Source organism: Rhizobium sp. BK491, from assembly GCF_014194925.1.
In the GTDB taxonomy this organism is placed as follows: domain Bacteria; phylum Pseudomonadota; class Alphaproteobacteria; order Rhizobiales; family Rhizobiaceae; genus Rhizobium.
Genome location: NZ_JACIAR010000001.1, coordinates 172,997 through 195,080, shown reverse-complemented (window position 1 = coordinate 195,080; position 22,084 = coordinate 172,997). Strand labels below are relative to the sequence as shown.

Below are 22,084 nucleotides of genomic sequence, written 5' to 3'. Positions count from 1 at the left end.
GGAATTCGGTTAATTGTGGCTATTTATTGAAGATGACGATCTCGTTCGCCTTGGAATAGGTCAACTGGTAGCGCGCATATTGATCGAGCATATCCTTATCCAGAGAGCCATCGCTCAACAGCGCGACCTCCTTTTCAAGGTGCTCGCGCCTGGCGACAAGATCAGCCAACTCCTTGGCACGGTCGACGCGGCGCTGCTCGAAAACCTCAGTCGCCTTCAGGCCGTAATCGCCATGAATGCAATGATAACCGAAGTAGCTCACAAAAGCGATGGTGATGGCGGGAAGGATGAGACGGCCGAACCTTCTCTTCTTATGATACTTTGTCCACATACTCGCTCGTCACGCTCTGGCTTTGCGCGATCTCCTCAAAGCCCGTTCGGCCCAAACAAGATCACATGAAATCAAATACCTGCAGCCAAGATAACCGGCAGAGATTAACTGTCCGTTGACTCTAACTGCCAGGACCAACAAAAAACCGCGCCCGAAGGCGCGGTTCGATCCAAGCAAACAATCTGGCCGCAGACCCGTGCGGATCCAAGGCTTCGGATATCAGCCACGAAGGATGGAGCGGCCGGCATATTTTGCCTGCGGGCCAAGCGCTTCCTCGATACGGATGAGCTGGTTGTACTTGGCAAGACGGTCCGAACGCGACAGCGAGCCGGTCTTGATCTGGCCGCAGTTGGTGGCGACAGCGAGATCGGCGATCGTGGAATCTTCCGTTTCGCCGGAGCGGTGCGACATGACGGCGGTGTAGTTCGCCTTGTGCGCAGTTTCCACGGCGTCGAGGGTCTCGGTCAGCGAGCCGATCTGGTTGACCTTGACGAGGATCGAGTTGGCTACACCCATGCCGATGCCATCACGCAGGCGGGCAGAGTTGGTGACGAACAGGTCGTCGCCGACGAGCTGGGTCTTCTTGCCGATGAGGTCGGTCAGCGTCTTCCAGCCTTCCCAATCGTCTTCAGCCATGCCGTCTTCGATCGAAACGATCGGGTACTTGGCTGCGAGTTCTGCGAGGTATTCAGCCATGGCGCCGGATTCCAGCGTGCGGCCTTCGCCCTCGAGAACATACTTGCCGTCCTTGAAGAATTCGGTCGAAGCGCAATCGAGGCCGAGAGCAATTTCTTCGGCCGGCTTGTAGCCGGCCTTCTCGATCGACTTCATGATGAAGTCGAGAGCTGCCGGGGCGCTGGAAAGGCCCGGTGCGAAACCACCTTCGTCACCGACGTTGGTGTTGTGACCCTGCGATGCCAGTTCCTTCTTCAGAACGTGGAAGACTTCTGAGCCCATGCGGACGGCTTCGCGGATCGAGTCAGCGCCGATCGGCAGGATCATGAATTCCTGGAAGTCGATCGGGTTGTCGGCATGGGCGCCACCGTTGATGATGTTCATCATCGGGACTGGCAGCAGGCGGGCGTGAGCGCCGCCGACATAACGGTAGAGCGGCAGGTTGGCGCTCTGGGCAGCAGCCTTGGCAACGGCGAGCGAGACGCCGAGGATGGCGTTGGCGCCGAGGCGCGACTTGTTCGGCGTGCCGTCGAGCTCGATCATGATGTTGTCGAGCTGGATCTGGTTTTCGGCATCCATGCCGCCGATCGCGTCAAAGATTTCCGAATTGACGGCTTCGACGGCCTTCTCGACACCCTTGCCATGGTAGCGCTTGCCGCCATCGCGAAGCTCGACAGCTTCATGCGCGCCGGTCGACGCACCCGACGGAACCGCCGCGCGGCCCATGCTGCCATCTTCGAGGTAGACATCGACTTCGACAGTCGGATTGCCACGGCTGTCGAGAATCTCGCGGGCGATAATGTCGGTGATTGCGGTCATGATAGCTCCCTGCTCGCTGGTTTATAAATCGATTTAAATCGTCTTAATCGAAGGCGCGGAAATTTCAATGGCGATCCGCGCCGCGATTTGGCACTCCTGCAGGCCCGTAACGCAAGTTCATGTCAGCCTGTTGAATGCCGGCTACGTTTCAGGCCTTGGCGATGGCGTCGAAGGCCAGCAGCTTCTCCAGAAGCCGCGGCATATCCTTCAGATAGACCATGTTCGGGCCATCTGACGGTGCATTGTCCGGATCCTCATGCGTCTCGACAAAAACGCCTGCGACACCGACGGCGACGGCGGCGCGCGCCAGTGTCTCGACGAACCGGCGATCGCCGCCGGTCGAACCGCCCTGTCCGCCTGGCTGCTGCACGGAATGGGTCGCGTCGAAGATGACGGGCGCGCCCATCGCCGCCATGATCGGCAGCGAGCGCATGTCGGAAACAAGCGTATTGTAGCCAAAGGAGGCGCCGCGCTCGCAAAGAAGAATATTCGGATTGCCGCTTTCGTTCAGCTTGGCAAGCACGTTCTTCATATCCCATGGCGCCAGGAACTGGCCTTTCTTGACGTTGACCACGCGGCCGGTCTTGGCAGCGGCAACCAAAAGGTCTGTCTGGCGCGACAGGAAAGCCGGGATCTGCAGGATATCGACCGTCTTGGAAACGATGGCGCACTGCTCTTCCGTGTGGATGTCGGTCAGGACCGGGAAGCCATATTCCTTCTTCAGGTCTTCAAAAACCTCCAGCGCCTTTTCCAGGCCGATGCCCCTCTTGCCGGACAGCGAAGTGCGGTTGGCCTTGTCGAAGGAGGACTTGTAGACGAGGCCGATGCCCAGCTTGCCGCAAAGTTCCTTCAAAACGCCGGCAACCATGAAAGCATGGTCGCGGCTTTCCATCTGGCAGGGACCGGCGATCAGCGACAGCTTTGCAGTATTGGAAAAAAGGACCTTGGAGGCACCCTCGCCGACGGTGACTTCGGAATTTGTGCTCATTTTATCTCCTCAAAGGCGAACAATGCGCCCTGACCGGGCGCCAACCTCGCCAATAGACGATTGTTCTTACGCGTATAGGTGACGCCGTTAGCAGTGAAATGCGACGATGTCACGGAAAGATCGCGCGTTTTGAAAAGGATTGCCCGCGCCCTGAGCCCCGGATCATTCGTGCGAACAGGCAGATCATAGAATGCCTCCATTCCTTCGGGCGTCAAAATCTCCAGATCGGCATTGGCAGTCCTGATTGTCAGGCCAAAGGAATGCTCCATAATGCGTGGGGCGCCGACAACCTCTTCGAAGAAACCGCGATAGACCGCCGGCTTCGGCGCGCAAAGCGCTACCCGCGCGATACCAGTCACGCCGTTCTCGTGACGCTCGAGCGCGCTGCGATCAGCCGGCAGCGGATTGATGCGCTGACAGCAGAAAGCGAGAAAATCCGGCGCGCGCAGATCGGCGGCAAAGGCAAGACGAAAGCCTGCCGTGGTTTCGGTTCCATCCGGCATCTTCATCGGACGGGAGAAATCCAGCATTCGCCCCGCCGAAATCGCCGCCGCGTTGAAACGCTTGTCATCCGCCACCGCATCATCCGTACCGAATACCACGGCCGAGAAGCCATCATCCCCCACCCGGAAACGATAAGCCTGATCGCGCGCGACGAAAACATTGCCATCCACGATGCTCTTCTCGCATTGCTCCGGAGATGCGACGCCCAGAGGTTCGAGATAGGTTTTATCGGCAAGGAAGACGCAGGCATTCTGAGTGCCAAAGGGATGGCGCGCATCTGGAGCCACCGTGAAACCGAGCTTGCCGAGGCGTTCGCGCGCCAGAGCGATATTGACGGTCGGCAGCACGAGATGATCCAGCGGATGCGGAGACGAAATCATGGCTTCTCCTGTTTGCTTGCGGAAGCAGATTTGCGCCCATCCCCCAAGCAATTCAAGATGGAAGGACGGAACATCCCGAAGCACACGACATGGATTGAAGGCGATCTCGCAAACGTGATTGCTGATTCTCTCCCATAGCCGGCTTATGCAGTAGTGTGGCACTTTGATCCAAATGCTGGGCGCACGGACTGAACGACAAGGCCCTGGGAGCGAACAGAGCGGCATTTCTCATATTTTTCCATGGGTTAACGCAGATATGGCGCCTCGATGTTCCGATCCGATCTATTCGCAAATGGTAATTATTTAACTGGCCCCACAAGGCTTTACCGAAATTTAAGCACTTGCGGAACACATATGGAACATATAGTGTCCGTTCTGGATTTGTTTCACGGCTTTTCTTGATTCTGGGGTTCCAAGACGATGTTGACGCGCAAGCAGCAGGAACTGCTTCTCTTCATTCACGAACGCATGAAGGAATCCGGTGTTCCGCCATCCTTCGACGAGATGAAGGATGCACTGGATTTGGCATCCAAATCCGGCATTCACCGCCTGATCACGGCGCTGGAGGAGCGAGGTTTCATCCGCAGGCTGCCGAACCGGGCCAGAGCGCTCGAAGTCATCAAGCTTCCCGACGCCTATAATCCGAGCCTGCAACAGCGCCGCGGTTTTTCGCCCAGCGTCATCGAGGGCAGCCTCGGCAAGCCACAGCCCGTTGCCCCGCCCGCTCCGTCGAAAGTGGCAAATGACGATCACAACGGCTCGGCGTCCGTACCCGTGATGGGTCGCATCGCAGCCGGCGTTCCGATCTCCGCCATCCAGAACAATACGCACGACATTACCGTTCCCGCCGACATGCTCGGCTCCGGCGAACATTATGCGCTTGAAGTTCGAGGAGATTCGATGATCGACGCCGGAATTTTCGACGGCGATACGGTCATTATCCGCAATTCGACCACGGCCAATCCCGGCGATATCGTCGTTGCACTCGTCGACGATGAAGAAGCTACCTTGAAGCGCTTCCGTCGCAAGGGTGCCTCCATCGCGCTGGAAGCCGCGAACCCAGCCTATGAAACCCGCATCTTCGGGCCGGATCGCGTCAAGGTTCAGGGCAAGCTCGTCGGCCTTATTCGTCGCTATCACTGACCGGTGAATTGTCCAGAACTGGTGGTGCCTTTGCAATTGGCGCGTTAAATTTGCCGGTGCGCCAATCATAAGTTCGATGCCTGGTCCATGGGCGCTGCGGGTTGTTGAATGCGGCGGATATAATGGGTTTGTCTGAGGTAAGCACCATTTCGATGGAGCCGGTTTTGCGCAATGTCGCACCGGTTATGAGCGTTGCTCCGGAGCGGCAATGGTCCAGCCGCAGCCGGATTGGCGTCACGATAATATTCCCGGTGTCGCAAGCCGTGGGCAGATAGGCTGCGTTCTCGATGGTGACCAATATCGCGCCGTTTTCGAGCATGGCGACACACCATGCTCCCTTCTGACAAGCAAAGCTGCCTTGCATGGTGCGGTCCAAAGCTTCTTCCATTGCTGTGCGGACCGCCTTCTGCTCGGCATTGCTTAATCGCTTATGCCGATCCGTCTTGCTGATCTGCGGAAGCCGGCTATCGGTCGGAAGCATGGTCGGCGGTTGATGTTCGGCCGCGACCAGCGCTTTCTGCCATTGCTCGAAGATGAAGGCCTGCGGTCTCTCGCGATTGGTGGCGAGGATATCGTCCTGGCGCAAGGCAACCAGAATGCCATCTTCCGAGATCATCAGATCCGGCTTCGGCACACCAGAGCCGAACGCGGCTACACCGACAGATGACAGCAGCAGCAACAGGCCCAGATGGCGAAGCCGGGTCCGCAGCATGCTCATGATCAGGAAGCCGGCGATGAAAGTCGGCATCAGCCAGCCGGGCTGGCGGCCAAAGGTAATGTCACCTCCCCACCCAGCCACCGTTTTTGCAATAGCGATCACAAGCTCCAGTCCCTCACCGGTGACTTTCCAGAACGGTCCATCGATTCCGAAAGGCATCAGCAGCATCGCCATCATACCGAAGGGCATGACGATGAAAGAGACGACGGGCATGGCCGCAAGATTGGCAGCAAGTCCATATGTCGCCAACCGGTGAAAATGCTCGATCGAGAAAATGGCCGTCGACGCACCGCCGATGAACGAGGTCGACATCACACCTCCAAAGAAGCGCGTGACGAACAGTAGCGGACTTAACAGACGGATGCGCGGCAGGATGTTTTCGCGATGCCGCCGTCGTTTCCAGAGCGAATAGCCTGATACCAGCGCCAGCGTAGCGGCGTAAGACATCTGGAAACTCGGACCGAGTACCTGAGACGGTGACAAGACTAGGATGACGATGGCTGAGAGCGCCACATTGCGCAAGCTGATGGATGGCCTGTCGAAAAGTACGGCCACCAGCATGATCGCCATCATGATGAAGGCGCGTTCGGCGGAGACGCCGAATCCGGAAATGAGGTAATAGGCCGTTACCGTTAGAAGCGCGCCGAAGGCTGCGAACTTCTTCGTCGGCCAAGCCTGGACGACGCCGGGAAACAGGCTGAACAAATAGCGCAGACCGACATAGAAGATGCCAGCCGACAACGCCATGTTGAGACCGGAAATTGCGATGATGTGGGTCAGGCCGGCAATTCTCAGAGCCTCGGTCGTATCCTTCGAGATCGCACGTCTCTCATCGGTGACAAGCGCTGCTGCAAAGGCGCCGGTATCTCCGGGCAAGGTTTGCCTGATGCGGTCGCCTATGCTGTTGCGCAGGCCAGCGAGCCAGATATCGGCCGCATCCAGTAGCGAGCCGGCAACATTGTCACCGGATGGCGATAATAATTCCGGCGTTCCGTAGGCAAAGCCATTCGCGCCGATGCCGTTGAAATAGGAGCTGAAGGCAAAATCGTTGAGACCCGTCAATGCCGGTCCGGCCGGAGGCGTCAGGCGCGCCCTGCCCCGGATTCGATCCCCCAGATCGAACGGCTCCGCCTGCTTGCGCACGAAGACCGTAACCCGCTGCGGCGCGCGACGGATAGAGGGTTTTTCCGTTGCCTCGACGCGGACGATATAGCGCCAGCGCCCATTGTCATAGAATTCCCGTCGCTCGATCTGCCCGGTCACGGTCGTCGTCACGGCCGAGTCGAGCATGACGGTGGAAACCCGCCAACTTTCCCACTGCGCGAGCGCCATGCCCAGGCAGATGAGCATACCGGCGAAAAGCGTGTGATGAAGCAGCCTGCCCGCATCGCGCTTTAGCAAAAAACCCAAAGCAAACAGAACGAGGCCTGCGAGAAACGCCTGCGGAGGCGGATCGACTTGCGCCTCGAACCAGATAATCGCACCCAAACCCATATAGATCGGCGCGAAAAGAACAGCACGGCCATGGGCCGCCTCCTCCGCAATCAAGCCGAGAACAGCGGTTCCAAGACGCTTCGGGACACGCAGGAAACGCGACGTCAGCGGCGCCTGATCCTGTGTTCGTTCCCATTGTTGCGCTTTGGCGCGGAGGGTAATGGTGGCGGAAAAGGCATGAGGTTGCGGAGACGCGGTGACGTCCCTGCTCTCTTCCTGCTGGTCGGATGCCTCGAAATTAGGCACTCGCTGACTGCCCCCGCGCCAAATTACAGCTTCTGCGCGATTTGTGCCGTCACCATCCAGTGAATTCAACTGAAATCGGCGGGAACAAAGCTCAATTGGACCGGTTTCCCGGCGTAGCATACGAAAGGACGCTTCTGCAGTGCCCAAAAGTTGATACTGCATTGCACAATTTGGCGTTAGGATAACTTGGCATTAGGCTCTGGATCATATAGCTAGTCGGTAGTCGCTTAACCTTTTGGCGCTTTTTATGGCGTCAATCCCGCCAAATCTTGGAGGATCAGCATGACGGAACAAAGCGCGAAACTAACTTGGGGTGAAAAGACGGTGGACCTGCCGGTCAAGACCGGAACCATCGGCCCGAGTGTCATTGATATTGGTGCCCTTTACAAGAACACCTCCACTTTCACTTACGATCCTGGTTTCACCTCCACCGCATCGTGCGAGTCGAGCATCACCTATATCGATGGCGACGAAGGCGTTCTGCTGCACCGCGGCTATCCGATCGATCAGCTGGCCGAACACGGCGATTTCCTCGAAGTCTGCTACCTCCTTCTCTACGGCGAACTGCCGACAGCAGCGCAGAAGAAGGACTTCGACTATCGTGTGACCCACCACACGATGGTGCACGAGCAGATGTCGCGCTTCTTCACCGGCTTCCGCCGCGACGCGCATCCGATGGCCGTCATGTGCGGCTGTGTCGGCGCGCTCTCCGCCTTCTATCACGACTCGACCGACATCACCGATCCGCACCAGCGCATGGTCGCAAGCCTGCGCATGATCGCCAAGATGCCGACGCTTGCCGCCATGGCCTATAAGTACCATATCGGCCAGCCCTTCGTTTATCCGAAGAATGACCTCGACTATGCGTCGAACTTCCTGCGCATGTGCTTTGCCGTTCCGTGCGAAGAATATGTCGTCAACCCGGTGCTTGCCCGCGCCATGGACCGCATCTTCATCCTGCATGCAGATCACGAGCAGAACGCCTCGACTTCGACGGTTCGCCTGGCTGGTTCTTCCGGTGCCAATCCGTTTGCCTGTATCGCAGCAGGCATCGCCTGCCTCTGGGGACCGGCTCACGGCGGCGCCAACGAAGCGGCCCTGAACATGCTGAACGAAATCGGCACGGTCGACCGCATTCCGGAATTCATCGCCCGCGCCAAGGACAAGAACGACCCGTTCCGCCTGATGGGCTTCGGTCACCGCGTCTACAAGAACTACGACCCGCGTGCCAAGATCATGCAGAAGACGGCGCACGAAGTTCTCGGCGAACTCGGCATCAAGGACGATCCGCTGCTCGACATCGCGATCGAGCTGGAGCGCATCGCTTTGACGGACGAATATTTCATCGAGAAGAAGCTGTACCCGAACGTCGACTTCTATTCCGGCATCACGCTGAAGGCTCTCGGCTTCCCCACCACCATGTTCACCGTTCTCTTCGCTCTTGCCCGCACCGTCGGCTGGATCGCCCAGTGGAACGAAATGATCGAAGATCCGCATCAGCGCATCGGCCGTCCGCGCCAGCTCTACACCGGTGCTCCGCTGCGCGAATATGTGCCTGTTTCCAAGCGCTAAGCTTCGGTATTGAAACAAAAAACCGGTCAGAGATGACCGGTTTTTTTATGGGCTAGAACATCCAGAACAATCTGCGCCGCCTTATCGCCGGGCGGCTCCTCGGTCTGCATTCGCTCCCAGACCAGATCGTAACCCGCCAACATCGCCACACGCTCCGGCGTCTCGCTCGCCAGCCGCTCCATATAGCGGGCCAGCATGCCCGGCCGCAGAACATCATTGATGAGCTCCGGCAGTACAGCATAGTCGGCGATGAGGTTCGGCAAGGCGGCCGTCCAGATCTTGATCCGCGACAGCACGAATTTCGCCAGCCATTCGGTCTTATAGGTCGAAACCACCGGAACCCCGGCTAGGCCCAATTCCAGGATCACGGTTCCGGAGGCGGCCATGGCAGCATCGGCCCCAGCAAAGGCGCTCCACTTGGCGTCCTGACCGACAAAGATATCCGGCTTGACCTGCCATTTTTCCGTCAGCGAACGAACCAACGCCTCCTGCTTCGGCACTGTCGGCAGCAGAAAACGAAGATTTCTATTTCTCCGGCTAAGTTCTTCGATAGCCTGCTCAAAAACCGGTAGTAGCTGCCGAATCTCCGATGCACGCGATCCGGGCAGAAGCAGGATCGTCTTTTGGGCATCGGGGCCTGCCAGACCGCGCAAGGCGCGCTGACGGCGAGTTTCCAGCAGATTAGCATCGACCGTCAGGCGGTGGCCGACATACGTAGTTGCCGGACCGCCCAGCCGCTCCATGGCAGCAGGCTCGAACGGCAATACGGCCAGTACATGGTCGACGTAAGCGAGCATCTTCTGCGCGCGATATTCCTTCCATGCCCAGACGCTGGGGCAGACGTAATCGATGATTGGCAGGTTGGGCAGTGCCTTGCGCACACGCTTGGCAACGCGATGAGTGAAATCGGGGCTATCGATGATCAGAAGCACATCGGGCTTTGCGGCAACGATCGCATCTGCCGTCTGTCGGATGCGGGCCAGTAGCTTTGGCAGCCGCTTGATGACCTGAATGAAGCCCATGATCGAGAGCTCGGAGTAATCGAAGAGCGAGCGGAGACCTTGTGCCTCCAGCGCCTCGCCACCGACGCCCACCAGCTCGACCGCACCACCGTGACGCCGCTTCAGGGCCGCGACGAGATCGCCACCCAAGAGATCGCCGGAGACTTCTCCGGCAACGACGGCAAGCTTCAAAGGCGCCGCGCTCACATGAAGCCCTCGGCGCTGAGGCCGCGATCGATGCCGCAGACGAAAATGCCGGCCTCGTCGGCAGCGGCAATTACCGCTTGCCGGTCGAGGATCAGCGCTCTGCCGGCTTCGACGGCGATGCCGGCCAGTCCAGCCTTCTTGGCATTCGATACCGTAGACATGCCGATCGACGGCAGATCAGCCCGGATATCCTGCTGCGGCTTGCAGAGTTTGACGAGCACGCCACGACGGCGCGTCGAGATGCGTCCGGCCGCACGCAGTTCGGCAACTCGCTCGATCATCCTGTCAGTACCCTCGGCGCCCTCGAGCGCGACAACGCGGCCTCCGACGCTGACAGCGCCCTGTCCGACATCCAAAAGCCCCAGCGCATCCGCGGCCCTTGCGCCCTGGGCAATATCGCGCAGATCCTCTTTCGCCGGCGAGAATTTTCCAAGCGGCCCCGTCGCCGCCAAAAGATCCGGCGCAATTTCATGCGCACCCACGACGCGAACGCCGCCGGCCTCAATCAGACGTATGACCATCTGCAGAACGGCGTTGTCCCCTCCCGAAAGAAGAGTGCGGATCGTGGAGGGTAATTCCTTGATGACGCGCCAGGTCGGATGCACCTGACGCCACGAAGGACGTCGTGCAACACCGCCCGACATGACAACACGATCGACACCGTGCCGGCGGAACATTGCCTCGAGACCGGCAAAATTGCCGACGCCAAGATTGGCATGATCGAAGGCAGACCAGTCGCGGTCCGCTTCGTCAGTCAAAGCAATAATGACAGGATTCTCTCCGGCGTGGCGGGCGGCATCGGCGACGTAAACCGGCAAAAGCCCACTGCCGGCGATGATCGCCAGTCTGCCCTTGCCGTTTTCGCTGGCCGAAACCACCCTCAGCTCTTGCCGCGATTCGGCGATGAAAGCGCACGGTCGCTTTCGGCAGCAATGAAATCGAGAATTTCCATCACTTCCTTGCAATCGGCATATTCCTCGCGGATAGCCGCTGCATTGTCGCGAATGGATCCTTCGCCTTCGAAGATGCTCTTGTAGGCGCGGCGAACGCGGTGAATGACGGCGCGATCTATCCCTGCGCGGCTCATCCCGACGACATTCAATCCTGACAACACGCCAGGATTGCCGTTCAACATGCCATAAGGGATGACATCGTAGCTGGCTGCCGTAAGCCCCCCAATGAAGGCTTGCCTGCCGATACGCGTGAACTGGTGCACAGCGCAGCCGCCGCCAAGAATAGCGCGGTCCTCAATGGTCACATGACCAGCCAACATGACGTTATTCGACATGATGACATTGTTGCCGACGCGGCAATCATGTGCGACGTGCGAATTGGCGAGAAAGAGGTTGTTGTTGCCGACGATCGTCCTGCCGCCGTAATCGGCCGTACCGGTGTTAATCGTCACGCCTTCGCGGATCGTGCAGTTCTCACCGACATCAAGCGTCGTCTCTTCGCCGTGATGGTGGACGCTCTGCGGATCACCGCCCACAACGGCCATCGGAAAGATCTTCGTTCCCTTACCGATCGTCGTGCGGCCAGTCACGACTGCATTATTGAGCAACTGAATATCGTCGTGCAGAACGACTTTGGGACCGACATAGCAGAACGGGCCGACAACAACATTCTCGCCGACGACCGCGCCGTCCTCGACAACCGCCAGCTTATGAATGCGGGCGCTCTTTGCGATGCTGCTCATGCCTGTTCCTGATCCTTCCGTACGATCATCGCACCGATATCAGCCTCGGCCACCAGAGAACCGTCGACCTTGGCATCGCAATGGAACTTCCAGATGGTGCCACGCTGCTTCTGCTTGACGACGTGGAACTCGACGCGGTCGCCCGGAACAACTGGCCTGCGGAAGCGGGCGTTGTCGATCGTCATGAAGTAGACGAGGTTGCCGCCGATGCCATCCTTGCGGGCGCAGATCGCACCCGCAGTCTGCGCCATACCCTCGATGAGCAATACGCCCGGCATGATCGGAGAACCGGGAAAATGCCCCGTGAACTGCGGCTCGTTGGCCGTCACGTTCTTGATGCCGATCGCGGAATTATCGCTATCGATCTCGATGATCTTGTCGACCATCAAGAAGGGATAGCGATGCGGCAAAAGCTTCATAATTTCCAGAACGTCAGCCGACGACAACGACGCCTTGGCTTCCTCAGTCATGCTCCGCACTCCCGTCTTTCTTGTCTCTGGCTCCTGACCGCTTTGCGATCTCCGCCGATTCCCTTAGAAAATCCCATAGCGGCCGCGCCGGAAGGCCCGCATAGCGCTCGCCCGCCGGGATGCTGTTCATCACGCCGCTCTTGGCGCCGATCTGCACGCCGTCGCCGATGTGGATATGCCCGTTGAGGCCCGCCTGGCCGCCGATCTGCACACCATCGCCGATCACCGTGCTGCCGGCAATGCCGACCTGACTGACGATAGCGCAGTGACGGCCAATGCGGACGTTATGTCCGATCTGGACCTGATTGTCGATCTTCGTGCCTTCGCCGATCACGGTATCATCCATGGTGCCGCGATCGATCGTAGTATTGGCGCCGATCTCGACATTGTCCTGGATGATGACGCGGCCGATCTGCACGATCTTGATCATGCCACGCGGTCCCGGCGCATAGCCAAAACCGTCCTGACCGATGCGCGTGCCATTGTGGACGATGACGCCGTTGCCGAGATAGGCGCAGAGCACGCTCGCACCGCCGCCGATGCTGCAATTGCGCCCGATTTTGACACCCGGCCCGATGAGAGCGTTAGGGCCGATATAAGTCCCCTCGCCGATCTCTGCACCCGGGCCAATAATTGCACCCGGCTCGATGCCGACATTGGCCTCCAGCTTAGCGGTCGCATCGATCGTCGCGGCGGGCGAAATCGTCGTCGGATTCGCGGTAAACGTAACCGGCCTCATGGCTTGCGGATGCAGCAATGCACCGGCAATGGCGAAATCCGTATGCGGCTTCTTCGACAGAAGTACCGGGATGTGATCGGGGACGAAAGATCTCAGCGCCGGAAGGCAAATGATCGCCGAAGCCTTGCAGGTCTCCAGCTCACCACGATTCTTTCGGGAAAGGATATAACAAATGTCACCTTCGCCTGCCCGGTAGACGGGAGCGATAGATCTGATGACGACCTCCGAAGAGGTCGCATCAGCCAGTTCCGCCCCAAGATGCTCAGCCAGCTGTTTCAAGCTGACGCCACCATGGGGCGGGAAAAAACCAGTATGTTCCATAAGCACCAGCTCCAGAACGGTGTTCAAGCCCGCAGTTCTGGACTGCCGATATCAGAACTGGTTGGCGATGCCAAACCGGAAATTCTCAGTCTTGTCGTAATCTTCCTTCAAGACCGGCACCGCATAGTCAACGCGGATGACACCGAACGGCGACGACCAGATCAGACCGGCACCGAGCGATGCGCGGATCGAGCTGTCGTTATGAAGGGTATCGCCGAAGAGATTCGCCTTGTTGCCGTAGAGCGTGCCCGCATCAGCGAAGGCTGCGATACGCAGACCGATATCCTGAGGAACACCCGGCATTGGCATGCTCGCTTCAGCCGAAGCCGTGAAGTAAGTCGTGCCACCAAGCGGATCGCCATGCGACGAACGCGGACCGATACCAGCATTCTCGAAGCCGCGGATTTCGCGGCCGCCGAGCGTGAACTGATCGAAGACGTTCAGCTTGCCATTCGTCGGCATCACGTAGCCGGCACCCACCGTCAGCGAGCCGATGATATCGGCTTCGTCGCTGATCATCTGGTAGTAACGAGCCTTACCGCTCAGCTTGTAGAAGTCGGAGTCGCCGCCGAGACCCGCAAATTCATGCGTGAACTTGGCGATGATGCCCTCACGCGGGAGGTTCTGATCGTCCAACGTATTGTAGGTGAAGGTCTGCGAAACCGTCGACTGCACCCACGGACCGTTCTCGACGAGATTGAGATACGGAGCCGAAAGATTGTTCTGCCAATCGTTCGTACCGTCGTAGGTCAAGCGCTTGTAGTTGTAGCGCAGCGTCGTTGCCAGGTTCTCGGTGATCGGCGCGGTGACGCGCAGCGAGAAGCCTTCTTCCGAATAGTCGTAGTAATCGTCGCTCGACGTCTGGTTCTTGAAGATATCGAAACCGGCAGCCAGACGATAACCGAGGAAATAAGGCTCGGTGAACGAGATGTTGTAGGTACGATTGCCTTCCGTGCCGGCACCTGCGGCGAGACGGATGTACTGACCGCGACCGAGGAAGTTCTTTTCTTCGACCGAGGCTTCGAGAAGCAGGCCGCCATTGTTGCCGACAGCGTAACCGGCGCCGATACCGAAGGAGCCGGTCGGCTGATCTTCAACATTGACGATAACAACGACGCGGTCCGGAGCGCTGCCCTGAGCCGTCGAGATATCGACCTTGGTAAAGTAGCCGAGCGCATCAAGACGACGCTTGGCGCGCGTGATCATTTCCTGGTTGAAAGCATCGCCTTCGTTCAGGTCGAACTCGCGGCGGATGACGTAATCGCGCGTGCGCGTGTTGCCGCGGATTTCGATACGTTCGACATAGGCGCGCTCACCCTGGTCGACGAGATATTCGATGCCGATGGTATGACCAGACAGATCACGGTTGCCGCGCGGCGTGATGCGGGCGAACGGATAGCCGGCAGCCGCGACGCGCTTGGAAATGTTCTCGATCGAAGTCTGAATATCCTTGGCGCTGTAGACATCGCCCTTGTGGGTGATGACAAGGCCCTTCAGCTCGTCGGCATTGATGCCCTCGACGGTCGAGATGACGTTTATGTCGCCGTAGGTGTAACGCGGGCCTTCATCGACGTTGAAATTCAGTGTGTATTCGTTGTTCTGCTCATTCAGCGTCGCATCGGCACTGACGACGCGAAAGTCGGCATAACCATGATTGTAGTAGAACTGACGCAGCTGATCCTGATCGCCCTGCAGGCGCTCGGGGCTGTAGACGTCCTTACGCGTCAGGAACGAGAGGAAGTTGCTCTTCTTCGTGCCGATGACCGAAGCAAGGCGACCGCTGCCATAGGCCTGGTTGCCCGAGAAATTGATCTTGTCGATCTTGGTACGCTCGCCTTCGTTGATGACGAAGGCCACGTTCAGACGGCCCGGCGCGACCTCGGCGGTCTGCGTGGTCACCTGCACATCGTTACGACCGATGGATGCATAGGCATCCTTGATGGTCTTGACGTCAGCCTGAACGGTCGCCTCGTTATACGGGCCTGCAGCATGCGTCTGGACGATGCCCTGAAGCTTGTCGTCCTTGATCTTGCGGTTGCCGTTGAAGACCACAGCGTTGATGAGCTTGTTTTCGCTGACCGATACAACCAGCGCGCTACCCGAAACGGTAATGTGGACATCGGAGAAATATCCGGTGGCATAGAGCTGCTTCACCGAAGCATCAATGTCACTGGCGGAGAAGCTCTTGCCGGGCTTGATCGTGATATTATCCCGGACGGCCGTCTCGCCGACGCGCCCAGCACCGCGAACGTCAACCCGCTGAATAACAGCTGCCTCAGCGACAGAAGCAGAGGCAAGGGTGATCACACCAGCGCCGGACGCAACAACACCTGCAGACAGCGCTACCGCCGACACTGCGTTCAAAAATTTTGAACCAGCCTTCATTTCACTTCTTACCTTTTTTCAATCGTCCCCAGCCTCGAGCGAACCCGATTCCGGCCACGTGTGTCGTTTTACCCGCTTTTGACATACAAGCAAGGGAGCACGTTAATTTCTGTTTACTTCATTTCAAACCGTGGCCCATTCGCCACTACCGCTTTGAAACATCGTAAATAAATCGTAATTTTCCTCTCGTCGCCCCACTAGCCTATTCGGGAACTAATATCGTTCCAGGTCGCAAACACCATGAGCGAGAGCACCATCGCAAATCCAATCCGGAAAGCGATATCCTGCGCCCGTGCACCCAGAGGTTTTCCCCTTACGGCTTCAATCGCATAGAACATCAGATGGCCGCCATCAAGTACCGGGACCGGCATCAAATTTAATAACCCTATTGAAACAGAAAGTATGGCGGCGAATTGGAGCACCGCGGCAAAACCCAGGGTTGCCATCTGCCCCGAAAGTTGCGCAACCCGAATAGGTCCCCCGAGCTGATCGGCCTTCATGTACCCGCCGATGACGTTGCCGAGATATTCAAAGGTACCGGAAACGATACTGCCGGTCTGTTTCACCCCTTCGGAAAGCGCCCGCAGCGGCCCATAAGCCTCGTAACGCAGCTTGATCGGCTTCTGTCCGTCGCCGATCCCGATCGTGGCAATCTCCGTCCGAGCGCCGAAGACATCGGTCTCCTCCGACTTTTTCGGCGTCACGGCCACTTCGCGTGTCTGGCCGTTGCGCTCCACCGAGAGCGTGATGGGTTTGTCGGCATGAGCTGCAGCGTAACGCTGCACCTCACCGATGGAGCCGATCGCTCGTCCATCCACAGAAAGAATGCGGTCACTGAGCTCCAAGCCTGCCGCCTGGGCCGGGCTGTCAGCACCGATCGACGCAATCAACGGATCGATCGGCGCGATGCCGATGCTGCCGACATCCTTCTTATTGCCGGATGCATCCGTATCCGGCAATGTTTCGGGCGTCATCGTGAAATCGCGGATCACGCCATTACGCTGAACTGTCAGCACGACGCTCTTGCCAGGGTGCTCGGCGATGTAGCGGCCGATATCGTAATAGGTGGCAGCATTATTGCCATCAACGGCAATCAAGTGGTCTCCCGCCTGCACGCCGGCCTTTGCCGCCGGTCCACCCGGCTCCACCGCAGTGACGACCGGATCGACCAGCGCAATGCCGATGCGACCCATTTCCATCTTGTTGCCGAACTGATCCGTGTCCTCCACCAGCTTCGGCACGATTCGGAAATCGCGATTCTGACCGTCGCGGTCGACAGTCAGTACGATAGTACGGCCCGGGCGCAGGCCGACATAGCGCTGCACTTCATCGAAAGTCGTCACTTTGTTGCCATCGACAGCGATCAGGCGGTCGCCTGGTTCAATGCCAGCCTCCGCGGCCGCGCCGTCACGCGTCACCATTGCAACGACAGGATCAGCGACCGTGCGGCCGTAGACGCTGAAAAGAACGGCAAAGATCACAATTGCGAGCAGGAAATTGGCAATCGGGCCCGCTGCCACGGTTGCGGCCCGCTTCCAGAGCTTGGCGCCGGCGAAGGATTGAGCGCGCTCCTCCTCCGTCATCGCCGAGAGCTGATCCACATCGGTCTTGCTGGAGGCATCCTCATCACCGAAGAATCGCACATAACCGCCGAGCGGAATAAGGGAAAGCTTCCAGCGGGTGCCGTGCCTGTCGGTAAATCCGGCAATCTCCGGCCCGAAGCCGATCGAAAAAGCCATAATGCGGATGCCCGACCAACGGCCCACCAGGTAATGGCCCATTTCGTGCACAAAAACGAGCAGCGACAGCACAAAAACAAACGTAATAACGTTGTTTGTCAAGAAACCGATGAAGCCAGCCGCGCTACCCATGCAACGATCCTGTTCGTGTTGGAGTGGTTCAAGCTTTCACGGAAGCTCCGAACTACCCCATCTTTCTGTTTTCTCGCAATTCCGGACGGAAAACCGCTGAGCGATTTTCCTGAAATTGCTCTGGTATCAGACCCCGAGCAGAACGCCGCCCAATGATAAGGTCTCGCCGCCCATTGTCAGCGATATTACGATAGCCAACAAAAACGCTGCAAAACAAGCAAAAATTAGTCCATCGACCCGATCCATGACGCCGCCATGTCCGGGAATCATACGGCTGGAGTCTTTCACGCCAAACTTGCGCTTGATGAATGACTCGAATAGGTCGCCGATCTGGCTGCAGACCGAAAGCACCAGGGCAAGGACGGGGATCCACAGGTCTTCAGCTGAAAAGAAGCTCCAGACGACAGCGGCTCCCGCCACGACGGCTGCGACGGCGCCTCCGATTGCGCCCGACCATGTTTTACCCGGCGATATGCGTGGCGCAAGCTTCGGCCCGCCTATAGCGCGGCCAACGAAATAGGCAAAGATATCAGTCGCCCATACCACGGCAAAGATAAACAGCATCAGCACGAAACCGCGAAAATCGTCATCGCGAATCTCGGCAAGGGCAATCGCCGTCAGTCCGGAATAGAATATGCCGCCCGGCAGCCACCAGCTCTTGCCGCGCGCCGCGACCATGATCGCCGTGACAGCGACGAAGGCAGCAAGAACCTCTATGGAATAGACGGATTCGCTCAACACGGTCGCGCCGGCGATCAATACGAGCCCAAGCCAGCCGAGCGCGTTTCCCTGAGGATCGCGGCCATGCAGATCCGATATCGTCGACCATTCATAATAGACGAGCAGCCCGATCACGGCAGCCAACAGGCGAAAGCCTGTGCCGCCATACCAGGTAGCAGCAAGAACGACGACAGCGAGAATAATGCCAGAGATAATGCGCAGCCTGAGTTCGCGGCTCATCAGGACCCCACGGCCGCCGCCTGCTTGGCGGAAAGGCCGCCAAAACGCCGGTCGCGAGCAGCATATTTCTCCAGCGCCGAGAAGAAAAGCTCGCGGCTGAAATCAGGCCAATAATCCGGCACGAACATGAATTCCGAATAAGCGGCCTGCCAGAGCAGGAAATTAGAGAGCCGCTCCTCGCCGCTCGTGCGGATGATGAGATCCGGATCAGGAATACCTGCCGTGTCGAGACGGGCATCGACCAAGTCCGCAGTGATGTCCTGCGGGCGCAGCCTTCCGGCTTCGACATCCTTGGCAAGACTTACGAAGGCACGCGTGATTTCGTCGCGCGAGCCATAGTTGAAGGCAATGACCAGCGTCAGGGCCGTATTGTTCCTGGTGGTCTCCTCCGCCTCGAGCAGCAGGGGCAGGATATCGCCACGCAGACCGGTACGATCGCCGATGACGCGGATACGTACGTTCTGGCGATGAAGTTCGGCAAGGTCCCGACGGATGAAGGCCTTGAGAAGGCCAAGGAGATCGCTCACCTCCGCCTCGGGCCTGCGCCAATTCTCCGAAGAGAAGGCAAACAGCGTCAGATATTTTATGCCGATGTCGCCCGCCGCCCGCACCGTCTCCCGAACCGCCTCCACGCCCTTGCGATGACCCATGGTGCGCGGCAGGCCGCGCGCATTGGCCCAGCGACCGTTGCCATCCATAATAATGGCAACGTGTTCAGGTACGGCAGACAACGTAGGAGCTGACATATGGGTCCGGTTTCGTTCAGCGGAAAGATGCTATGGTCTGGTAATCTAGGGCGCGGTCGCGGCTTTCAATATTGCGAAAAGCTCGACACTCCCCAGCGTACGATCAGACGTGCATGATTTCCTTTTCCTTGTCGGCTAGCAAGCGGTCGATTTCCGAAATCGTCTCATCCGTCATTTTCTGCACACGTTCGGACAACGAGCGGCTCTCGTCCTGACCGATTACGCCGTCTTTTTCGGCCTTTTTGAGGCCATCCATGCCATCGCGACGCACGTGGCGAATCGCTACCTTCGCCTTTTCGGCATATTCGTGGGCGACCTTCACCAGCGAACGGCGCCGCTCTTCGTTGAGTTCCGGCAGCGGGATGCGCAGGTTCTGGCCATCGACGATCGGATTGAGGCCGAGATTGGATTCGCGAATGGCTCGCTCGGCGGCGCTGACCATCGACTTGTCCCATACCGACACGGTCAGCATGCGCGGCTCCGGCACGGTGATGTTGGCCACCTGGTTCAGCGGCATGCGCGAGCCATAAGCTTCGATCGTCACAGGATCGAGAATGTTGGCGGATGCACGCCCGGTGCGCAGTGAGGCGATATCGCTCTTGAATGCCGCAATGGCGCCATCCATACGGCGCTTCAGTTCCTTGAGATCGCTGGCTTCACTCATGTCTATGCTCCCCTGTAGTGAGGCGACACCGGGGCTGACCCGACGTCACAGGAATATCAATTGTCTGATACGATGGTCTTGCGGCCGCCGCCGGTCAAGATTTCCGCGAAACCGCCCTTCTCGTGAATGGAGAAGACGACGATCGGAATGGAATTTTCGCGTGCAAGCGCAACGGCTGCAACATCCATGACGGCTAGCCCCTTTTCGAGCACCTGGCTATGGGTCAGATGATCGAAGCGCTCGGCATCGGGGAACTTCTTCGGATCGGCGGAATAAATGCCATCGACCTGAGTTCCCTTGAAGATCGCTTGGGCGCCCATTTCGGCGGCACGCAGCGCTGCGGCAGAATCGGTTGTGAAGAAGGGATTGCCGGTACCGCCGGCGAAGATCACCACGCGGCCGAGCGAGAGGTGGTAAAGCGTGGCGCGCTGCGAGAAGCTCTCGCAGATTTCCGGCATGGAGATGGCCGAGAGCACGACGGTATCGATATCAAGCTTGCGCAGCGAGGTCGCCAGGGCCAATGCATTGATGACCGTGCCGAGCATGCCCATGTGGTCCCCGGTCACGCGGTCCCCACCCTTGGAAGCCACGGCTACCCCGCGGAAGATGTTGCCGCCGCCGACGACGACACCGACCTCGACACCCATTTCGCGCGCCTGCGCAATGTCGCCGGCAATCCGGTCCGCGACGGTGACATCGATACCGAAACCCTGACTGCCCATCAGAGCTTCACCGGAGGCCTTGAGCAACACGCGCTTGTAGATCGGCTGGGACATCGTAGCTCCTTGAAGTGATCACCGGGGAATGATTGTGAAAGCCGGATACACGAAGGGCACCGCGTTGTCACGCGATGCCCTGACGTTTTCCCTGATATGGTTTCACCAAACCGGGATATGTCTCTTTTCGATCGGGCTTTTCCGCACGTCTTCAAACTGCGGAAAAGCCGTATCGTTTTGTTTCCTTACGCATTCCGAACGGAAAACCGCTAGGCACTTTTCCTGGAAATGCTCAGATCAGCCCTTGGCGACAGCTGCAACTTCTGCGGCGAAGTCGCTTTCTTCCTTCTCGACGCCTTCGCCGAGCAGCAGACGGGCCATGCCGGTGATTTCGATCGGGGCGCCGGCAGTCTTTTCAGCTTCCTTGAGGGCAGCACCGACCGTCAGGTCCGGATTGATGACGAAAGCCTGCGAGAGAAGAGCGACTTCCTCGAAGAACTTACGCATGCGGCCCTCGACCATCTTTTCGATAATGGCTTCCGGCTTGCCGGATTCGCGGGACTGTTCGATGAAGACGTTGCGCTCGCGCTCGGCGACGGCGGCATCGACTTCTTCGGCACGGATAGCCAGCGGGTTGGTAGCAGCAATGTGCATGGCAATCTGACGGCCGATCGACGTCAGAACGGCCTTGTCACCGACCGACTTCAGGGCGACGAGAACGCCGAGCTTGCCGATACCGTCACCGGCAGCGTTATGGATGTAGGTCGCCACGACGCCGTGCTCTACTTCCAGCTTAGCGGCACGACGCAGCGTCATGTTCTCGCCGATGGTTGCGATCGCGTCCTTGATGGCGTCGGCGACCGGCTTGCCGGATGCGGGATAGGTCGCAGCCGAAATAGCTTCAACCGTGCCGTCGGTGGACAACGCAACTTCGGCGATACCGCGAGCGAGGTCCTGGAAGGCATCGTTGCGGGCAACGAAGTCCGTTTCGGAGTTGAGTTCGACAACAACGGCCTTGTGACCGGCGCCGGCAATGGCGATCAGGCCTTCAGCGGCGGTGCGGCCGGACTTCTTGTCGGCCTTGGAGATGCCCTTGGCGCGCAGCCAGTCGATTGCGGCTTCGATATCGCCGTTCGTCTCGGTCAGCGCCTTCTTGCAGTCCATCATGCCTGCGCCAGACTTTTCGCGCAGTTCTTTCACCAGTGCAGCCGTAATCTCGGTCATAAGCTTCCTCTTGTCGGTTCATACGGTGCGGCGAAGGGCGTCAAGCCGAAGCGGCACCGATTTGAGGGACGAAATGTACCCGTAAGTATGACAGCGTTATGAAGCAGCGTCATACTGTGGAATTCTTGATTGGAACATGCCTGGATTTTCCGTCCAGGCGAGCTGTTACCAAAAACGCGATAAGGCCGCTCGAACTTGTTAAGTCGCAAACGGC

Annotated in this window: 18 protein-coding genes and 1 pseudogene; 2 read left to right on the top strand and 17 right to left on the bottom strand. The window is 58.5% G+C overall.

The annotated features are described in order from the left end of the window. Window positions 1-19 precede the first annotated feature (19 nt). From FHX05_RS01065 to FHX05_RS01050, 4 genes are all read right to left on the bottom strand, one after another. Window positions 20-331, bottom strand: coding sequence for a septum formation initiator family protein (locus FHX05_RS01065; protein WP_015339812.1), 312 nt, complete (start codon window positions 329-331; stop codon window positions 20-22). 219 nt (window positions 332-550) lie between these two features. After that, entirely contained in the window at window positions 551-1,825 is a 1,275-nt protein-coding gene (gene eno / locus FHX05_RS01060) for a phosphopyruvate hydratase (protein WP_183870426.1), read from the bottom strand. Between the two features lie 148 nt (window positions 1,826-1,973). After that, window positions 1,974-2,813 (bottom strand): 3-deoxy-8-phosphooctulonate synthase, encoded by an 840-nt coding sequence (gene kdsA / locus FHX05_RS01055; protein WP_112338329.1) that lies wholly within the window; start codon window positions 2,811-2,813, stop codon window positions 1,974-1,976. Then, window positions 2,810-3,697 (bottom strand): VOC family protein, encoded by an 888-nt coding sequence (locus FHX05_RS01050; RefSeq protein WP_112338328.1) that lies wholly within the window; start codon window positions 3,695-3,697, stop codon window positions 2,810-2,812. The genes kdsA and FHX05_RS01050 overlap by 4 nt, the downstream gene beginning before the upstream one ends. A 420-nt stretch (window positions 3,698-4,117) precedes the next feature. Here FHX05_RS01050 and lexA point away from each other — a divergent pair, with 420 nt between their 5' ends. Continuing rightward, on the top strand, window positions 4,118-4,840 hold the full coding sequence (gene lexA / locus FHX05_RS01045; protein ID WP_112338327.1) for a transcriptional repressor LexA: 723 nt from the start codon (window positions 4,118-4,120) through the stop codon (window positions 4,838-4,840). Here lexA and FHX05_RS01040 read toward each other — a convergent pair. Further along, complete coding sequence (locus tag FHX05_RS01040) at window positions 4,821-7,052, bottom strand: ComEC/Rec2 family competence protein (RefSeq protein ID WP_246698857.1); 2,232 nt, start codon at window positions 7,050-7,052, stop codon at window positions 4,821-4,823. The genes lexA and FHX05_RS01040 overlap by 20 nt on opposite strands. A 528-nt stretch (window positions 7,053-7,580) precedes the next feature. Here FHX05_RS01040 and gltA point away from each other — a divergent pair. Further along, window positions 7,581-8,870 (top strand): citrate synthase, encoded by a 1,290-nt coding sequence (gene gltA, locus FHX05_RS01035; RefSeq protein WP_015339806.1) that lies wholly within the window; start codon window positions 7,581-7,583, stop codon window positions 8,868-8,870. 26 nt (window positions 8,871-8,896) lie between these two features. Here gltA and lpxB read toward each other — a convergent pair whose 3' ends face one another. From lpxB to tsf, 12 genes and pseudogenes are all read right to left on the bottom strand, one after another. Further along, window positions 8,897-10,078, bottom strand: coding sequence for a lipid-A-disaccharide synthase (lpxB, locus tag FHX05_RS01030; protein WP_112610219.1), 1,182 nt, complete (start codon window positions 10,076-10,078; stop codon window positions 8,897-8,899). Next, a complete protein-coding gene (locus FHX05_RS01025) occupies window positions 10,075-10,956 on the bottom strand; it encodes an LpxI family protein (protein WP_183870424.1) in 882 nt (293 codons plus the stop codon). Before FHX05_RS01025 ends, lpxB begins: the two co-directional genes overlap by 4 nt. A gap of 2 nt (window positions 10,957-10,958) precedes the next feature. Beyond that, window positions 10,959-11,774 carry an acyl-ACP--UDP-N-acetylglucosamine O-acyltransferase gene (gene lpxA, locus FHX05_RS01020; protein ID WP_183870423.1) on the bottom strand — a complete coding sequence of 272 codons (816 nt, stop codon included), beginning with the start codon at window positions 11,772-11,774 and terminating at the stop codon, window positions 10,959-10,961. Next, window positions 11,771-12,244, bottom strand: coding sequence for a 3-hydroxyacyl-ACP dehydratase FabZ (gene fabZ / locus FHX05_RS01015; protein WP_112610215.1), 474 nt, complete (start codon window positions 12,242-12,244; stop codon window positions 11,771-11,773). The genes lpxA and fabZ overlap by 4 nt, the downstream gene beginning before the upstream one ends. Further along, window positions 12,237-13,304 carry a UDP-3-O-(3-hydroxymyristoyl)glucosamine N-acyltransferase gene (lpxD, locus tag FHX05_RS01010; protein ID WP_112610213.1) on the bottom strand — a complete coding sequence of 356 codons (1,068 nt, stop codon included), beginning with the start codon at window positions 13,302-13,304 and terminating at the stop codon, window positions 12,237-12,239. Before lpxD ends, fabZ begins: the two co-directional genes overlap by 8 nt. A 51-nt stretch (window positions 13,305-13,355) precedes the next feature. Next, the gene (bamA, locus tag FHX05_RS01005) at window positions 13,356-15,689 is read right to left on the bottom strand and encodes an outer membrane protein assembly factor BamA (protein ID WP_112610211.1); all 2,334 of its coding nucleotides are present in this window, start codon (window positions 15,687-15,689) and stop codon (window positions 13,356-13,358) included. Window positions 15,690-15,886: 197 nt separating this feature from the next. Then, the gene (rseP, locus tag FHX05_RS01000) at window positions 15,887-17,560 is read right to left on the bottom strand and encodes an RIP metalloprotease RseP (protein ID WP_112610209.1); all 1,674 of its coding nucleotides are present in this window, start codon (window positions 17,558-17,560) and stop codon (window positions 15,887-15,889) included. 126 nt (window positions 17,561-17,686) lie between these two features. Further along, window positions 17,687-18,520 (bottom strand): phosphatidate cytidylyltransferase, encoded by an 834-nt coding sequence (locus tag FHX05_RS00995; RefSeq protein ID WP_112610207.1) that lies wholly within the window; start codon window positions 18,518-18,520, stop codon window positions 17,687-17,689. After that, a pseudogene (locus FHX05_RS00990) lies at window positions 18,520-19,269 on the bottom strand (isoprenyl transferase); the annotation flags it as partial. The pseudogene FHX05_RS00990 and the gene FHX05_RS00995, both read right to left, overlap by 1 nt. 100 nt (window positions 19,270-19,369) lie before the next feature. Next, entirely contained in the window at window positions 19,370-19,930 is a 561-nt protein-coding gene (frr, locus tag FHX05_RS00985) for a ribosome recycling factor (RefSeq protein ID WP_015339796.1), read from the bottom strand. A 56-nt stretch (window positions 19,931-19,986) separates the two neighbouring features. Continuing rightward, window positions 19,987-20,706, bottom strand: coding sequence for a UMP kinase (gene pyrH, locus FHX05_RS00980; protein ID WP_112610205.1), 720 nt, complete (start codon window positions 20,704-20,706; stop codon window positions 19,987-19,989). A 237-nt stretch (window positions 20,707-20,943) separates the two neighbouring features. Then, on the bottom strand, window positions 20,944-21,870 hold the full coding sequence (tsf, locus tag FHX05_RS00975; protein WP_069612087.1) for a translation elongation factor Ts: 927 nt from the start codon (window positions 21,868-21,870) through the stop codon (window positions 20,944-20,946). Window positions 21,871-22,084: the final 214 nt, after the last annotated feature.

Bases quoted from the DNA above. Each gene is read 5' to 3' on its own strand.
- FHX05_RS00995 (WP_112610207.1), bottom strand. From the start codon at position 18,520: ATGAGCCGCGAACTCAGGCTGCGCATTATCTCTGGCATTATTCTCGCT.
- lexA (WP_112338327.1), top strand. From the start codon at position 4,118: ATGTTGACGCGCAAGCAGCAGGAACTGCTTCTCTTCATTCACGAACGC.
- eno (WP_183870426.1), bottom strand. From the start codon at position 1,825: ATGACCGCAATCACCGACATTATCGCCCGCGAGATTCTCGACAGCCGT.
- FHX05_RS01065 (WP_015339812.1), bottom strand. From the start codon at position 331: ATGTGGACAAAGTATCATAAGAAGAGAAGGTTCGGCCGTCTCATCCTT.
- gltA (WP_015339806.1), top strand. From the start codon at position 7,581: ATGACGGAACAAAGCGCGAAACTAACTTGGGGTGAAAAGACGGTGGAC.
- lpxD (WP_112610213.1), bottom strand. From the start codon at position 13,304: ATGGAACATACTGGTTTTTTCCCGCCCCATGGTGGCGTCAGCTTGAAA.
- FHX05_RS01040 (WP_246698857.1), bottom strand. From the start codon at position 7,052: ATGGGTTTGGGTGCGATTATCTGGTTCGAGGCGCAAGTCGATCCGCCT.
- pyrH (WP_112610205.1), bottom strand. From the start codon at position 20,706: ATGTCCCAGCCGATCTACAAGCGCGTGTTGCTCAAGGCCTCCGGTGAA.
- frr (WP_015339796.1), bottom strand. From the start codon at position 19,930: ATGAGTGAAGCCAGCGATCTCAAGGAACTGAAGCGCCGTATGGATGGC.
- rseP (WP_112610209.1), bottom strand. From the start codon at position 17,560: ATGGGTAGCGCGGCTGGCTTCATCGGTTTCTTGACAAACAACGTTATT.
- fabZ (WP_112610215.1), bottom strand. From the start codon at position 12,244: ATGACTGAGGAAGCCAAGGCGTCGTTGTCGTCGGCTGACGTTCTGGAA.
- lpxA (WP_183870423.1), bottom strand. From the start codon at position 11,774: ATGAGCAGCATCGCAAAGAGCGCCCGCATTCATAAGCTGGCGGTTGTC.
- FHX05_RS01050 (WP_112338328.1), bottom strand. From the start codon at position 3,697: ATGATTTCGTCTCCGCATCCGCTGGATCATCTCGTGCTGCCGACCGTC.
- bamA (WP_112610211.1), bottom strand. From the start codon at position 15,689: ATGAAGGCTGGTTCAAAATTTTTGAACGCAGTGTCGGCGGTAGCGCTG.
- tsf (WP_069612087.1), bottom strand. From the start codon at position 21,870: ATGACCGAGATTACGGCTGCACTGGTGAAAGAACTGCGCGAAAAGTCT.
- kdsA (WP_112338329.1), bottom strand. From the start codon at position 2,813: ATGAGCACAAATTCCGAAGTCACCGTCGGCGAGGGTGCCTCCAAGGTC.